Origin of the sequence: Allobosea sp., assembly GCF_048595345.1 — a bacterium.
Classification (GTDB): domain Bacteria; phylum Pseudomonadota; class Alphaproteobacteria; order Rhizobiales; family Beijerinckiaceae; genus Allobosea.
This window is the reverse complement of the sequence record NZ_JBMDWH010000179.1, coordinates 1-14,660: the sequence shown is the minus strand read 5'-3', so window position 1 is coordinate 14,660 and position 14,660 is coordinate 1. Positions and strand designations below refer to the sequence as shown.

Below are 14,660 nucleotides of genomic sequence, written 5' to 3'. Positions count from 1 at the left end.
CCGGCTGCGGCAGCGAGAAGCCCTCGGGGAACTCCTCGGCGATGAAGCCGGTCGAGAGGTGGCCCTCGATCCAGCGCGGATGATGCATCAGCGCCGATACGAAGGGGATGTTGTGGCGGATGCCGTCGATGGCGAAGGCGTCGAGGGCGCGCGCCTGCGCCTTGATCGCCGCCTCGCGCGTCGGCGCATGCGTCACGAGCTTGGCGATCATCGGGTCGTAATAGATCGAGATCTCGCCGCCCTCGAAGACGCCGGTGTCGTTGCGGATGGTGGCGCCATCACGAGTACCCTCTGCCGGCGGGCGGTACTTCACCAAACGGCCGATGGAGGGCAGGAAGTTGCGGAACGGATCTTCGGCATAGACGCGGCTTTCCACAGCCCAACCGTTGAGCTTCACGTCGGACTGCTTGAAGGGCAGTTTTTCACCTGCGGCCACGCGGATCATCTGCTCGACGAGGTCGATGCCGGTCACCATCTCGGTCACCGGGTGCTCGACCTGAAGACGGGTGTTCATCTCGAGGAAGTAGAAGGACTTGTCCTGACCAGCCACAAACTCGACCGTGCCGGCGGAATCGTAATTGACCGCCTTGGCGAGCGCCACGGCCTGCTCGCCCATCGTCCTGCGGGTCGCCTCGTCGAGCAGCGGCGAGGGCGCCTCCTCCAGAACCTTCTGGTTGCGGCGCTGGATCGAGCATTCGCGCTCGCCGAGATAGACGACGTTGCCGTGCTTGTCGCCGAGAACCTGGATCTCGATATGGCGCGGGTCGACGATGAACTTCTCGACGAAGACCCTGTCGTCGCCGAAGGAGGATGCCGCCTCCGACTTGGCGCGCGCGAAGCCCTCCGCCACCTCGGCCGAAGAATGGGCGATGCGCATGCCCTTGCCGCCGCCGCCGGCCGAGGCCTTGATCATCACGGGATAGCCGATCTCGTCGGCGATCGTCACGGCGTGCTCGGGGCTCTCGATGATGCCGAGGAAGCCCGGAACGGTCGAAACCTTGGCGGCGGCCGCCGCCTTCTTGGATTCGATCTTGTCGCCCATCGCGGCGATGGCGCCGGGATTGGGGCCGATGAAGACGATGCCGTTATCCTTCAGCGCCTGGGCGAAGGCCTCGCGCTCGGAGAGGAAGCCATAGCCGGGATGCACGGCTTCAGCGCCGGTCTGCTTGCAGGCGGCGACGATCTTCTCGATCTGGAGATAGGATTCGGCAGCCGGCGCCGCGCCGATATGCACCGCCTCGTCGGCCATCTCGACATGCAGCGCGTCGCGGTCGGCATCGGAATAGACGGCGACGGTCCTGATGCCCATGCGCCGGGCCGTCTTGATGACGCGGCAGGCGATCTCGCCCCGGTTCGCGATCAGGATCTTCGAGAACATCGGCGGCGATCCCCGGCTGCAATCCATCTGGAATAGCCGGGGTTTATGGGACGCGGCAACCGGCGTCCACCAATGCGAAAGTCGCGTGCGCGCATCCTTCGCCGTGCGCGAATGCGCAGGCCCGCCGCAGGCTCAGCTCGCCAGCAGCATCCGCTGCGCCGAGGCGACGACCGATTTCCCCGCGCCCTTGGCGAAGGCGAAGGCCAGCAGCGTCTCGTCGCAATGCTCGGCCTCGCGGGCGATCTCGAAGGCGATGCGCTGCGCGATGGGCGTCGGGCCCTCGCCGACCGAGAGGGTCGCGACCAGCCAGTGAGCCTTGTCGCGATCGATCACTCCGGTCGGGCGGTTCTCCCAGACCGCGAAATCGACGACCAGCGCCACGAGATACGCTCCGAAAGCCGGGCAGGCCGTCGGCACGGCCCGGTCGAGCGCGACCAGAACATCGACGGTGTCGCGCGTCAGAACAACGTCGTTCAAGATGTCGCGCTGAAGAACCTTCACATCCTCATCGTCGATCGCGCGACGATCCATCACGCGATCGACGAATTCACGCAGCTCATGGGCCATCATCTTCGCACCTCTGTCCGGCGTTGTTCTTTGCCGGTGTTCCCTGTTGTAGAAACACCATGAACCCGGGTCAGACATCAGGTGGTTAACGTGCAAATCTGAACGTGTGTTCAGGTTAAACGGTGCTGAGTCGATGTGGTTGCGGGGGCGTTACCATGCGCTGCGCAAAGCTCCCGAAGCGCGGCCCTCGATCACAGCCGCGAGCCAGGCGACGATGCCAGGAAGCGGGTGGATCGCCCGGCCCACCGCTGGCCTGATCGGACGATCGCGATGCCAGCGCCGAGAGCCGAATGACTGCGTCCCCCTCCCTCCCCATGCCGCCGGCCTTTCGGCGCATCGGCTGGTCCCATCTCGCCGCCCAGTTTTCCGAACAGATCGCGCTGGCCGCAGCTCCCCTGATCGCGGTCCTGGCTTTCGGAGCCGGGCCCGCGCAGGCCGGCTGGCTGCAGACGGCGCAGACGCTGCCCTTTCTGCTCCTGTCCATACCCGCCGGGGTCGCGGTCGATCGCGCATCGCGGCGCGGATTGATGGTCGGAGCCGAAGCCATGCGCGCGCTGTCGCTGCTCGCCATCCTGCTCTTGCTGGTCACCGGAGGATTGAGCCTGCCGGCCTTGGCGGTACTCGGCTTCACCGGAGCGATCGGCACCGTCGTCTACAGCGTCGCCGCACCGGCGCTGCTGCCGAGCCTCGTTCCGCGCGACCAACTCGCGCCCGCCAATCGCTGGCTGGAATTGGCCCGCAGCGCCGCCTATGCCGGCGGGCCCGCGCTCGGAGGCGCTTTGGTCGGTTGGAGCGGGGCGCCGACAGCCTATGCTGCTGCCACGGTACTGTCTCTGCTCGCCGTCGCCCTGCTAGCGGGCCTGCCGCGCGAGGCGGCACCGATGAAGCGCCGACGAAGCCTGCCCGGAGAGATCGCGGAGGGTGCCCGCTTCGTCGCGGGCCACCACCTGCTTCGGCCGGTGGTGCTGACGGCCATCCTCTTCAACACGGCCTGGTTCGTCCTGCAGGCCATCTATGTCGCCTATGCCGTCGAGCATCTCGGCATGAACGCCGGACAGATCGGACTATCGCTCGGCATTTACGGTGCGGGCATGCTGCTGGGAGCCATGGGCGCGCCGCTGCTCGCGCCGCGCCTGTCATTCGGTGAGACCGTCCTGCTCGGCCCCCTCGCCGGCCTGTCGGCGGCTTGCGTCATCGCAGCGACGATCCTTTGGCCGAGCCCGGCCCTGGTCTGTATCGGATTCTTCCTGTTCGGCGCCGGCCCGATCCTGTGGTCGATCACGACGATGACGCTACGCCAGGCGGTAACGCCTCCCGGCATGCTCGGCCGCGTCTCGGCGCTGATCATGACCGCCACCTTCGGCGCCCGCCCGATCGGCGCGGCCATCGGCGCGCTCGTCGCGCAGCGCTTCGGCGCCCCCGCCTGCCTGCTGGTCGCGCTCGCCGGGTTTGCGGCTCAGCTTCTCGTCATCGCCGGCTCGCCAGTGCCGCGGCTGCGCGAGGTGCCGCAGCCCGCTTGAGCGGGATGGACAGGCCGAGACGAGAGCATCGGCTCAAAAAGTGGATCGCCTTTTCGGGCGAAATCCGACTGCTCCAGCCCCATCTCGGAAAATCGTGACTGCGTCCGTTCGGACGCGGGAGCGTCTATGCAGCCTCTCGCAGCCCCAGCACGGACGGCAATTCGTCCATCCGCGCGAGCACATGCCGGGCCCCCAGCGCCACCAGACGCTCGGCGGGCTGAAAGCCCCAGGACACCGCCACGGGCAGCACGCCGGCCGCGACCGCCATCTCGATGTCGAAGGAGCTGTCCCCCACCATGGCCGTGCGCTCCGGCGCGGCGCCGACCGCCGCCATCGCGTTCAGCATCATACCCGGATGAGGCTTCGAGGGCGCGTCGTCCGCGGACTGGATCACGTCGAATAGATCGCTCCACCCGTGCCGAGCCACGATGTATTCCGCCCCCTTGCGCGACTTGCCGGTCGCTACGGCGAGTTTCACGCCGGACACCGCCTTGAGCCGCGTCAGCGTCTCGGCGACGCCCGGATACAGCGGCTCCTCCAGCGCGGGATCCGTGAAGGCCTGTTGGCGCATCGCCTGGAACACCTCGCGATACTTGTCGGTCAGCCGGTCGTCCGGCCGCTCCAGCCCCGCGAGCTGCGCCAGCGCGATATCGAGGCTGAGACCGACGATGCCGAGCCCCGCCTCGCGGCCTGGATGCGGCAGGCCGCAGCGCTCGAAGGTGACGTATTGCGCACCGAGGATGATCGCCTCGGAATTGATCAGCGTGCCGTCGAGGTCGAAGATGACGAGGTCCATGCCGGGCGCTTTAGCCCGAAGCGCCCGGCACCGCCACCGCCTTGGCGGCATGGCGTCGTCCCGTTTCGCCTTCGAAGGCCGCCGGCTCAGCCCCTGCCCTCGCGGGCGCAGGCATCGACCGCCTTGCGCAGATCGGCCCCGTCGAGACCCTTGGAACGCGCCTCCTTGCGACATTCGGCCCGCTGCGCCAGATCCGGCCGCTTGCCGTTGAAGCAGGCGGTCAGCGCCGCGACGCGCTCCGAGCCCTGCACGCCGCGCCCATCGATCTCGTCCTTGCAGGCCTTGCGCGCGCTCGCCGCCGTCGGCTTGCCGTCCCGCGTCAGCCCGTCCTTGGCATAGAGCTGCACACCGGGAAACTTGCCTTCCATGCACAGCCGCATGGCGGCACGAAGATCATCGCCCGACAGCGCGACATGCTCGGCCAGGCAATCCTGCCGGGCCTTGGTCCGCTCGGCGCGCGGAATCGGATCGGCAACCGCGACGGCGCCGCGTGCTGGCGCGGATGCGGAGCCCGCCGACGCTTCCTGCGCCCGCGCCAAACCGGAAAAACCGAAACAAGCGATGATCGCGAGAACCCAGATCCGCATGGAAACCTCCGTGCCCAAAAGAGAACATGATTAGAACAAACTTCTGTTTGTTCCGCAAGTGTTCTCTTTCCGCAGCGGCAGGAAAATGTTCCGGTCCCGTCCCCCTTATTCGTCAGGTGCCTCGACGATCGGGTCGTAGGGCGCATCGTCGAAGCCGAGCAGGTTCCAGCTCTGGCGCATATGCGGCGGCAGCGGCGCCGAGACGTCGATCGTGCCCTTGCCGCGCGGATGCGGCACGACGATGCGCCGCGCCAGCAGATGCAGCTTGTTCTGGATGCCGCCGGGCAGTTCCCAGTTCTGGATGTTGAAATATTTCGGATCGCCGACGATCGGGTGGCCGATATGGGTGGTGTGGGCGCGCAGCTGGTGGGTGCGGCCGGTCACCGGCTTCAGCGAGAGCCAGGCCAGCTTCTGCGCCGCCGTTTCCACCACCGCGTAGTAGGTCACCGCATGCATCGCCCCATCCTCGCCATGCTGGGCGACGGCCATGCGCTGGTCGCCGTCATAGGCTTCCTCGCGCGCCAGATAGGTCGAGATGCGGCCCTGCTTCACCCGTGGCACGCCGACCACGAGCGCCCAATAGACCTTGCGCGCCGCGCGGGAGCGGAAGGTCTTGGCGAGCGTCGCGGCCGCGAAGCGCGATTTGGCGATGACGAGGCAGCCCGCCGTGTCCTTGTCCAGCCGGTGGACGAGGCGCGGCTTCTGTCCGTCCTTGTCGGTCAGTGCGGACAGCATCTGGTCGACATGCCTGGTGGTGCCCGAACCGCCCTGCACGGCGAGGCCGGCCGGCTTGTTGAGCACCATCACGTCGTCATCCTCATAGAGGGTGATCGAACGCAGGAAGCCGATCGTGTCCGCGTCCGCCTTGGCAGAGCGCGGCCGCTCCGCCTGCTGCTCCAGCTTCAGCGGTGGAATGCGGACGGTCTGGCCCTCGGCGAGCCGGTCCTTGCTGTCGGCGCGCTTGCCGTCGACACGCAGCTCGCCCTTCCGGACGATGCGCTGGATATGGCTGAAGGAGAGCTGCGGGAACCGGCTTTCGAGGAAGCGGTCGATGCGCATCTCGTTCTCGTCGGCGCTGACGACGAGCTGCTGCACGCCAGTGGCGAGCACCTGCGAGGCTTCGGCCTTCGCCTCGGCGCGAGTGCGCCGGGGCGCCTCGGCCGCGGCCGGCTTGGGCGCATCGGCCTTGCGGATGGGCATCTTGCGCGTCGCGGCCTTGGGCGAGCCCGCATCGACCGCGGCCCGCGAGCGGGCCGGCGCGCGCACATCCCGCTCATCCGCATCGGGGCGCGGACGGGTCGCGGCGCGCGCCGCGCGGCGGGCGTCATGGCTGGGGCGCTTGCCGCGCGGCGCGCCGGCACGATCGCCCGCGCCTGCGCTCTTGCCGGGGCCCCTGCCCCCGGGACCTTTGCCACCCGTCCTCATCGTGCGCGCTCCCCCATGGGAAGGGACAGAACGGCGCGGCGCGGCCATGCCGGCGCGCCACGCAGCGCCGGACCGCGACGCGAAGCGGCCGAAGAAGGAGAAAAGCTTGACATCATGGCTTTGCAATACCCAGCGCACAGCGCCCGCACAAACGATTTCCACCCCTTGCGGCGGCGCGCCCAGGCTGAAAGATGTAAGCCGCAGAGCAAGGACATCGGCCGGGGGCGACCGAAGGGCATGAGGCGGACGGCGCGAGCCATCGCAACCGATCGGGCAAGGCTGTTCGCCGCAATGCTCGCCGTGCTGTTCGCCATGGGCGAAGGCGCGGCTTTTGCGGGCCCCGTCCCGCGAAGGGCGAAAGCACCGGAATTCGCGCGCAGCTGTGCGATCACACCTCCCGATCTCGGGCCGATCTGGAGCACCGCCATCCCGGATTCGACCGCCAAGGCCGGATCCGACGACGACGAGGCCGATGACGGGCCGGACGACGGCGAGGACGATGAGGACGAGGGCGAGGGCGAGGATTCGGTCCCCGGGCTGATCGTCCCCGGCTCCGACACCTGCCTCGCCATCTCGGGTACGGTCACGGCCGGGCTGCAATTCGACAGCTACCGCGTGCCCAAGGCGGGCGATGCCGCCCCGCGCCCCGCCTTCTCCTGGCCGACCACCGCCAATCTGCGGATCGCGACGAGCCAGACGCTGCCCTCGGGCCTGTGGATCGGCACCGCCTTCGAGGTGTCCACCGCCCCTGCCGCGGGCCAGCCCGACAGCGCGACGATTGAGGAGGCGACGGTCGCGGTCGGCCCCATGCTGTTCGGCCTCGCCGGCTCGCGCTTCAGCTTCTGGACCGGCGAGGACTTCGCCTTCAGCGCCCGCTCGCCCGGCCGCAATGTCGGGCTGATCGCCTGGGAGCGCGATCTCACCGAACGCTGGACTCTCGCTCTGGCGGCCGAGGACCCCACGGCCGCGACCACCACCAGCATCCCGCTGAGCCGCGGCCGCGTGCCGGACGGCGTCGCCCGCCTGCTCTACACCCAAGGCGATCTCACCTTGCATCTGGCAGGCGCCCTGCGCGATGTGCCGGGCGGGACGGCGAGGCTCGGCCGCGCCGGCATCCTCGGCGCCACCTACAAGCTCAAGGCCTTCGGCGGGTCGGGCGAAATCACCGCGCAGATCGCGGCAGCAGTCGATGCCGCCGCCTATATCGGCTCTTCGCTGGATACGACGATCGTCCGGCAGGTGCTCACCCCGGCCGATTCCTCGCGCGGTTTCTCCACGGTCGTGGCCGCCAAACGCGAATGGACCGACACGCTGGCCAGCAATCTCTATGTCAGCCGCTACCAGATCGCGGTGCCGCTGGCCGATGCCAGCCGCGCCAAGCTGCGCATCGACCGGCTGAGCACGAATCTGGTCTGGTCCCCGGTGGAGGGCTTCCGGGCAGGCATCGAGGGCTCGCTGGCCTATACCGAGGCCGCCTTCCGCAGCCGCGCCATTCCGGCCACGATCGGCGGCCGGCTGCTCTCGGCCCAGCTCTTCATCGAGCGGGCGTTCTGACGGGGAGCCGGCTCCCCCCGCGTGCCGACGCGACCGGCGCCAACCTCAGCCCTTGCGCAGATTGGTGAAGACCGGGACGCCGCTCAGCATGCCGGTCAGGCCCTTGCGATAGGCCACCGGCTGGAAATACTGGCCGGCAGGAACGAAGGGCACATCCTGCATCGCCTGAAGCTGGATCCGCGCGGCGATGGCCTTCTGCGTGGCGAGGTCCGGCGCTTCGAGCCATTGTGCCCGCAGCGTCTCGATCTCCGGGCTCGTCGGCCAGCCGGGGCTCGCCTTGGTCCCGTTGCCGCGCAGCGGCGAGCTCGTCGCCGGCGAGGCGAGGTCCAGCCCCGACCAATAGGTGACATAGCAGCTCCACCCACCAGCCTCGACGGGGTCGCGCTTGGTGATCCGCTGCAGCACCGTGCCCCAATCGGCGGCGACGAAATCGACGTTCGCGCCGAGCTTGCGGAGCATGTCGGCCCCCACCTCAGCCACCTGCGAAATGCGCGGCACGTCCTGTCCGGACAGAAACACGATCCGCTCGCCCTTGTACCCGGCTTCCGCCAGCTCGCGCTTCAGCGCGGCATAATCCTTCGGCGCCTTCAGGGCGGCGAGGCCCTCCTCCGAGGCCATCGCCGATCCGGCGGGGAAGAATCCCATGGTCGCGCGCCGCACCGCGGGATCCCCGCCGCAGACCGCATCCATGCAGGCGGTCTGATCGAGAGCCTTCAGGATGACGCGGCGGATCGCCGGGTTGTTGAACGGGGCCTGGAGGTGGTTGAGACGGATCTGCCCGGCCATGCCGGACGGATCCTTGACCTCGACGACGATGTTCGGATCCTTCCGCAGGATCGGCAGCATGTCGATGAGCGGCTGCTCCACCCAGTCGACCTCGCCCGCCTGCAGCGCGCTCACGGCCGTGGCGGGGTCGGGCATCACCGTGAATTCGACCCGGTCGAGATAGGCGACGCGCGGGCCGGCCGTGAAGCTCGGCGTCCCGCCCGAACGCGGCACATAACCGGCATGGCGGGCGTAGACATGGCGGGCACCGGGAACCCGCTCCTCCTTGACATAACGGAACGGGCCGGAGCCGATCGCCTCCGGGATCTGCTTGAACGGGTCGGTCTGCGCCAGATGCTCGGGCATGATCGCCGCGACGAGCGCGCTCGGCCGCGCCAGCGCAGCCGGCAGATTCGGAAACGGCCTGCTGAGCCGGAAGACGATGGTCCGGTCGTCCGTCGCGGTGAGCTCGTCGGTCGCCGCCATCAGCGCCTGGCCGAAGGTGTCGCGGGCGCCCCAGCGCTTGATGGAAGCCACCGCATCGCGTGCCAGAACCTTGCTGCCGTCATGGAAGACGAGGCCTGGCCTCAGCGTCAGCGTCCAGCGCCTGCCCTCATCTTCGACGACGTGCCCCTCGACCATTTGCGGCTGCGGCTGGAGCGCTTCGTCGAGGCCGTAGAGCGTATCCCAGACCAACAGAGCATGGGTGCGGGTGGAATACCCCGTGGTCCAGATCGGATCGATGATCGCGACATCGGAGTAAGGCACGAAGCGCAGCGTCCTGGCATCCTGCGCCTGCGCGATCCGGGGCATCGGCAGCAAAGCGGCTGCGGACGCTGCGAGAAATTGGCGTCTGTCCATGTCGTTCTCCTCGCCGGCGATCCTGCACGGCCACTCGGCAGAGGAGCAAGAGCCGCGCCAGCAGAGGGACCGGGCGGAAGGAGCAGCGCGATCGTGATCGGTGCAGCCGGAGCGTCCGCCCGAAGGGGCGCAAGGGGCATGCGGCGGCGCGGCTCAGCCCTCGCCGCGCTCCAGCCTAAGCTTCTCCCAATACTCCAGCCGCTTGCGGATCTCGCGCTCGAAGCCTCGCTCCGGCGGGTCGTAGAAGCGCTGCCGGCCGAGCACATCCGGCCAGTAGTTCTGGCCGGAAAAGGCTTCCGGCTGGTCATGGTCGTAGGCGTAATCGGCGCCGTAGCCCTCCTCCTTCATCAGCCGCGTCGGCGCGTTGAGGATGGTCTTGGGCGGCATCAGCGAGCCGCGCTCCTTGGCGACCCGGACCGCGGCCTTGTAGGCCTTGTAGGCAGCGTTCGATTTGGGCGCGGTAGCGAGATAGATGACGCAATTGGCGAGGGCGAGCTCGCCCTCCGGCGTGCCGAGCTGCTCATAGGTTTCGGCTGCGGCCCGGGCATGGATCAGCGCCTGCGGATCGGCGAGCCCGATATCCTCCACCGCCATCCGCACCAGCCTGCGGGCGAGGAAGCGCGGATCCTCGCCGGCATCGAGCATGCGGGCGAAGTAATAGAGCGCAGCATCGGGGTCGGAGCCGCGGATCGTCTTGTGAAGCGCGGAGATCAGGTTGTAGTGGCCGTCCTGCGCCTTGTCGTAGATCGGCGCACGCCGCTGGATCACCTCGGACAGGCCGTGCTCGTCGAGCATCTCGCCCGGCTTGGCGGCCCGCCAGATCTCCTCCGCCAGCGTCAGCACCGCCCGCCCGTCGCCATCGGCGAAGCGCGCCAGCGCCAGCCTCGCCTCGGGCGTCAGCGGCAGTTCCCGGTTCTCCAGCACCTCGGCCCGGCCGAGCAGGAAGAGCAGCGATCCTTCGTCCAGCGCCTTGAACGTCAGCACCCGCGCCCGCGAGAGCAGCGCGGCATTGAGCGCGAAGGACGGGTTTTCGGTCGTGGCGCCGATCAGCGTGATCGTGCCGTCCTCCATCACGGGCAGGAAGGCGTCGAGCTGTGCGCGGTTGAAGCGGTGGATCTCGTCGACGAAGAGCAGAGTGCCCTTGCCGCCGAGCCTGCGACCCCGCGCCGCCTCGAACACCTTCTTCAGATCGGCGACCCCGGAGAAGATCGCGCTGATCTGCTCGAAGCCGAGATCGACCTGGCCCGCCAGCAGCCGCGCCACGGTGGTCTTGCCCGTTCCGGGCGGGCCCCAGAAGATCAGGCTGCCGAGCGTGCCGGAGGCCACGAGCCGGGTCAGCGCCCCGTCGGGGCCGGTCAGGTGCTCCTGGCCGGCCACCTCCGCCAGCGTCGTCGGCCGCAGCCGGTCGGCCAGCGGGCGCGGGCCTGACTTGTCGAGCCCCGAGGCGGAGAACAGATCACTCACCCGGGGAAGACCGAGGTGATGGTCTGCCCGCCGCGCGAGATCGTCACCTCCCAGGCACGCCGCCTGTCCTTGAGGGCCGTCTCCACCTCGCGAGAGCTCTTCATCTTCTCTCCGTTGAGTGCGAGGATGAGGTCTCCCTTCTGGAAACCGACCTGCGCCGCAGTGCTGCCTTCCTCGATCTCGGCGACGATCACGCCCTCATTGCCGGTCTCGACCGACAGCTCTTCGGCCAGCGCGGGCGAGAGATTCGCCACAGTGAGCCCAGCCAGCGGCGAGCGGCTGGTCAGCTTGACCGCCTCGCGCGGGCGCGTCTCGGGGGCGGCGACGAGCTTTACGGGCACCGAGATGCGCTTGCCGCCGCGCAGCACCGTCAGCATCGTGGTGCCGCCGATCGGCCGCGTCGCGAAGCGATAGCCGAACGCCTCGGGATCGTCCGCCGACACGCCGTCGACCGCCAGGATCACATCCGAGCGGCGCAGACCTGCCTGATCGGCAGGCCCCTTCTCGACGACGCTGGCGACGACGGAGCCGGCCGGCCGGTCGAGCCCGAGCCCGTCGGCGACATCGGCCGTCAGCGCCTGCAGCCTGGCCCCGAACCAGGGCCGGCGCACGGTCTTGGCGCCTGCCCTGGCGCTGTCCACCACAAGCCGAACCATAGAGGAGGGAATGGCGAAGCCGATGCCCACGCTGCCACCGGAGCGCGAATAGATCGCGGTATTGATCCCGACGACCCGCCCCTTCATGTCGATCAGCGCGCCGCCCGAATTGCCCGGGTTGATCGCCGCATCGGTCTGGATGAAGGACTGCGCATCGCCGACGCCGATCTGCGTGCGCGCCAGAGCCGAGACGATGCCCTGCGTCACCGTCTGGCCGACGCCGAAGGGAGTGCCCATCGCCAGAACGATATCGCCGACTTCCAGCTCGTCGGTATCGGCGAGGTCGATGGCCGCGAGGTTCCTGTTATCCGCGAGCTTGAGGACCGCCAGATCGCTGCGCGGATCGCGCAGCAGGATCGTCGCCTCCACCTCGCGCTTGTCGGCGAAGGCGACCTTCACCTCGCTCATATTCTCGATGACGTGGTTGTTGGTGACGACCAGCCCCGCCGCCGCATCGACCACGACGCCCGAGCCCAAGGATCGCTGCACGCGCTCGCGCTCCACGCCGAAACCGCGATCGCCGAAGAAGCGGCGGAAGAAGGGATCGTCCATGAACGGGTTCTGCGGGCGCTTCTCGACCCGCGCGCCATAGACGTTCACGACAGCCGGCGCGGTGCGCTTGACCAGCGGCGAGAAGGAAAGCGTGACCTGCTCGCGGCTCTCGGGCACCTGTCGGGCGGGCGTCTGGGCAGCCGCCGGCAGCGCGCAGACAGATGCTGCGAGCAGAACGGCGGCAAGCGGGCGGCGGATGGCCATGGACGTCTCTCCGGACATGCGAGTCGCCGAAGAGATAGGTGAGGCTCCCGGCTTTGACCAGTCGATCAGCGCCGCGGCAGATGCCTTGCGGCGAAGTCCAATGCCACCGCGATCAGACCCGGAGCGTCGAGCTTGCGCTGCCAGCCTTCGGCTTCAAGCCCGTGCCGAAGCAGGATTTCGCGATCCCCCAGCGCGCCGATCGTCGCCCCGCCCATCGACCATTTGGCGAACTGCCTGTCGCGCCGCTCACGGCTGCCCAGCAACGTGACCTCGCTGTGACGCCGGTCGGCCCTGATGCGCGAGAACGCCGCATCGACCGCGCCGGCCTCGCCTTCCAGCACCTGCGCGAAGACATGCCGATCGAACAGCAGATACCCGGTGATCCCGCGCGCCGAATTGTTGCGCTCGGAAACGGCGAGAATATCGCGAAACATCGCCAGAACCCGCATATCCGGACCGGAATTGCTGAGGCTGCGATAGCAGGTCTGTTTGATCATCGGCGTGCCGGCTCGAGTGCCCCTTCCCTTAAGCGAGGCACCGAAGGCCTCGCCATATCAAATGCTAAGTCGCGGTCGATCAGGGCCCGGTTTCAGTGTTCCCGGCGCGGCTCGCCGAGGTCGGGCAAGAGGCCGCCATCCTCACCCACGGGCCGCGACAGGGACGGCAGGCGCAGCGGCGAAGCGTGGTGAAGCAGCAGCCATTGCACGACGAGCACCGCCCCCATGCCGGTCAACCCCAGCATCAGCGCCTGCTCCGGAGCCCAGTCCGCATCGGCGACCGGGCGACCGTGAAAGAGGCTGGCACCGCTGACAAGCGGCTCGGATGAAAAAAACAGGAAGCCCGTGATGTTGTGGCCGAAATGCACGCCCATCGCCGCGCCCAGATTGCCAGTCCTGACAACGAGATAGCTTGCAGCCAAGGCGAATGCGCCGATCTCGGCGACGACCGCCAGATTCATCGCTCGGGATGCGTCGACGTCCCAATGCAGCAAGGTGAACAGGACCGTTGGAAACCCGAGCCAAACGGCCGGCGTTGCGAAGCGTGCCGCCAATTGCTGCTGAAGATAGCCACGGAACAGAACCTCCTCGGCCGATGTCTGGACGAAGCAAAACGCGATCACCGGCAAAAGGGCCAGCAGCCAGCCGAGCAGGCTGATCTGGCCGCGGATCAGCGTCGGCTCGATCAGCCACACAACCGGGATATGGACAACGCCGAGCGCGAAGGCAGCAACCGCCGCGCGGCCGAAATCAGCCCGATCCAGCCGGCGCTCGGCGCCCAGAGCCGACCCGGTCGATCGTCCATGCAGCACCCGCAGCGCGAGCCAGACACCCGCCCACATCGCCACGAAAGACCCCAGGACGAGGCAGGTGCCGGAGGGGGACCGGAACAGCCACTCCCCATCGTTCCGATCGGCGATCGCGTCCAGGCTGTTGCCGTCGAGCCCTTCGCGAAGCACGACGCCCCCCGCTCCCACCACGACAATGCCAAGAGTGCCGACGAGCCAGACAGCGGCAACGAGCACCAGACCGAGCGCGAGGCGCCAAAGCGTCGCCTTCCCGTTCCGGGCGGGTGCCACATAGGCATTGAACCGCCCCAGCCCGCGCCGGCTATCGCGCTCGATCTGCTCCATCGCCCGCTCCCGACAGCCACACCGGCCGCTGCACGAAAAAGGGCGGCCCCGCGGGACCGCCCTTCTCGAACTCTCGCCTGAACCGGGCGCCCTCAGGCCGCCTCGTCCTCGGCGCTGAACACCGGGCCGGAATCCTGCCCCTTGGCATCCACGTCGCGATCAACGAACTCGATGATCGCCAGCGGGGCGTTGTCGCCGAAGCGGAAGCCCGCCTTCATGATGCGCAGATAGCCGCCATTGCGCTCCTTGTAGCGCGGGCCGAGGACCGCGAAGAGCTTGCCGACGAGGGCGACGTCCTTGATCTGCGAGATCGCCTGGCGGCGGGCATGCAGGTCGCCGCGCTTGCCGAGCGTGACCAGCTTCTCGACGACCGGACGCAGATCCTTGGCCTTCGGCAGGGTGGTGGTGATCTGCTCGTGCTTGATCAGGGCCTGGGCCATGTTGGCGAACATCGCCTGGCGATGCTCGGCCGAGCGGTTGAAACGGCGACCGCGAAATCCGTGACGCATTTGGCTCTCCTGGGGTTCTCCGGTCGCCGTGCCACGGTACGACCGGTCGTTATGCTCCGGCTCGAACGAGCCGGGCGGGGTTGGAGCGGGATGCCTCCCGCTCCGTCAAACTCAGTAATGCTCCTCGAAGCGCTTCGCGAGCTCTTCGATGTTCTCCGGCGGCCAGCCCTGGACGTCCATGCCCAGATGCAG

13 protein-coding genes are annotated in these 14,660 nt (G+C 68.3%); 2 read left to right on the top strand and 11 right to left on the bottom strand.

The genetic code is table 11. The annotated features are described in order from the left end of the window. Positions 1-1,378 (bottom strand): acetyl-CoA carboxylase biotin carboxylase subunit (locus ACOJTB_RS16275; protein ID WP_420103572.1); only part of this gene is annotated, 1,378 nt, incomplete at its 3' end. Between the two features lie 132 nt (positions 1,379-1,510). After that, complete coding sequence (locus tag ACOJTB_RS16270) at positions 1,511-1,948, bottom strand: hypothetical protein (protein WP_420103571.1); 438 nt, start codon at positions 1,946-1,948, stop codon at positions 1,511-1,513. A gap of 287 nt (positions 1,949-2,235) precedes the next feature. Here ACOJTB_RS16270 and ACOJTB_RS16265 point away from each other — a divergent pair, with 287 nt between their 5' ends. Next, complete coding sequence (locus ACOJTB_RS16265) at positions 2,236-3,465, top strand: MFS transporter (RefSeq protein WP_420103570.1); 1,230 nt, start codon at positions 2,236-2,238, stop codon at positions 3,463-3,465. A 124-nt stretch (positions 3,466-3,589) separates the two neighbouring features. Here ACOJTB_RS16265 and ACOJTB_RS16260 read toward each other — a convergent pair whose 3' ends face one another. From ACOJTB_RS16260 to ACOJTB_RS16250, 3 genes are all read right to left on the bottom strand, one after another. Beyond that, positions 3,590-4,261: an HAD family hydrolase gene (locus tag ACOJTB_RS16260; RefSeq protein ID WP_420103569.1), complete on the bottom strand. Its 672-nt coding sequence runs from the start codon at positions 4,259-4,261 to the stop codon at positions 3,590-3,592. Between the two features lie 86 nt (positions 4,262-4,347). Then, entirely contained in the window at positions 4,348-4,848 is a 501-nt protein-coding gene (locus tag ACOJTB_RS16255; protein WP_420103568.1) for a hypothetical protein, read from the bottom strand. Between the two features lie 105 nt (positions 4,849-4,953). Then, positions 4,954-6,273, bottom strand: a complete 1,320-nt coding sequence (locus ACOJTB_RS16250; RefSeq protein ID WP_420103567.1) for an RluA family pseudouridine synthase — start codon at positions 6,271-6,273, stop codon at positions 4,954-4,956. 291 nt (positions 6,274-6,564) lie between these two features. Here ACOJTB_RS16250 and ACOJTB_RS16245 point away from each other — a divergent pair, with 291 nt between their 5' ends. Then, complete coding sequence (locus ACOJTB_RS16245) at positions 6,565-7,827, top strand: hypothetical protein (RefSeq protein WP_420103566.1); 1,263 nt, start codon at positions 6,565-6,567, stop codon at positions 7,825-7,827. A gap of 45 nt (positions 7,828-7,872) precedes the next feature. On the opposite strand, the gene ACOJTB_RS16240 is transcribed toward ACOJTB_RS16245, so the two are convergent. From ACOJTB_RS16240 to rplQ, 6 genes are all read right to left on the bottom strand, one after another. Then, positions 7,873-9,453 carry an ABC transporter substrate-binding protein gene (locus ACOJTB_RS16240; protein ID WP_420103565.1) on the bottom strand — a complete coding sequence of 527 codons (1,581 nt, stop codon included), beginning with the start codon at positions 9,451-9,453 and terminating at the stop codon, positions 7,873-7,875. Between the two features lie 153 nt (positions 9,454-9,606). Beyond that, positions 9,607-10,917, bottom strand: coding sequence for a replication-associated recombination protein A (locus ACOJTB_RS16235; RefSeq protein WP_420103564.1), 1,311 nt, complete (start codon positions 10,915-10,917; stop codon positions 9,607-9,609). Next, a complete protein-coding gene (locus ACOJTB_RS16230; RefSeq protein ID WP_420103563.1) occupies positions 10,914-12,329 on the bottom strand; it encodes a DegQ family serine endoprotease in 1,416 nt (471 codons plus the stop codon). The genes ACOJTB_RS16235 and ACOJTB_RS16230 overlap by 4 nt, the downstream gene beginning before the upstream one ends. Positions 12,330-12,394: 65 nt before the next feature. Continuing rightward, positions 12,395-12,826, bottom strand: a complete 432-nt coding sequence (locus ACOJTB_RS16225; RefSeq protein ID WP_420103562.1) for a BLUF domain-containing protein — start codon at positions 12,824-12,826, stop codon at positions 12,395-12,397. A gap of 92 nt (positions 12,827-12,918) precedes the next feature. After that, entirely contained in the window at positions 12,919-13,959 is a 1,041-nt protein-coding gene (locus ACOJTB_RS16220) for a CPBP family intramembrane glutamic endopeptidase (RefSeq protein ID WP_420103561.1), read from the bottom strand. Between the two features lie 92 nt (positions 13,960-14,051). Next, the gene (rplQ, locus tag ACOJTB_RS16215) at positions 14,052-14,468 is read right to left on the bottom strand and encodes a 50S ribosomal protein L17 (RefSeq protein WP_420103560.1); all 417 of its coding nucleotides are present in this window, start codon (positions 14,466-14,468) and stop codon (positions 14,052-14,054) included. Positions 14,469-14,660 lie beyond the last annotated feature (192 nt).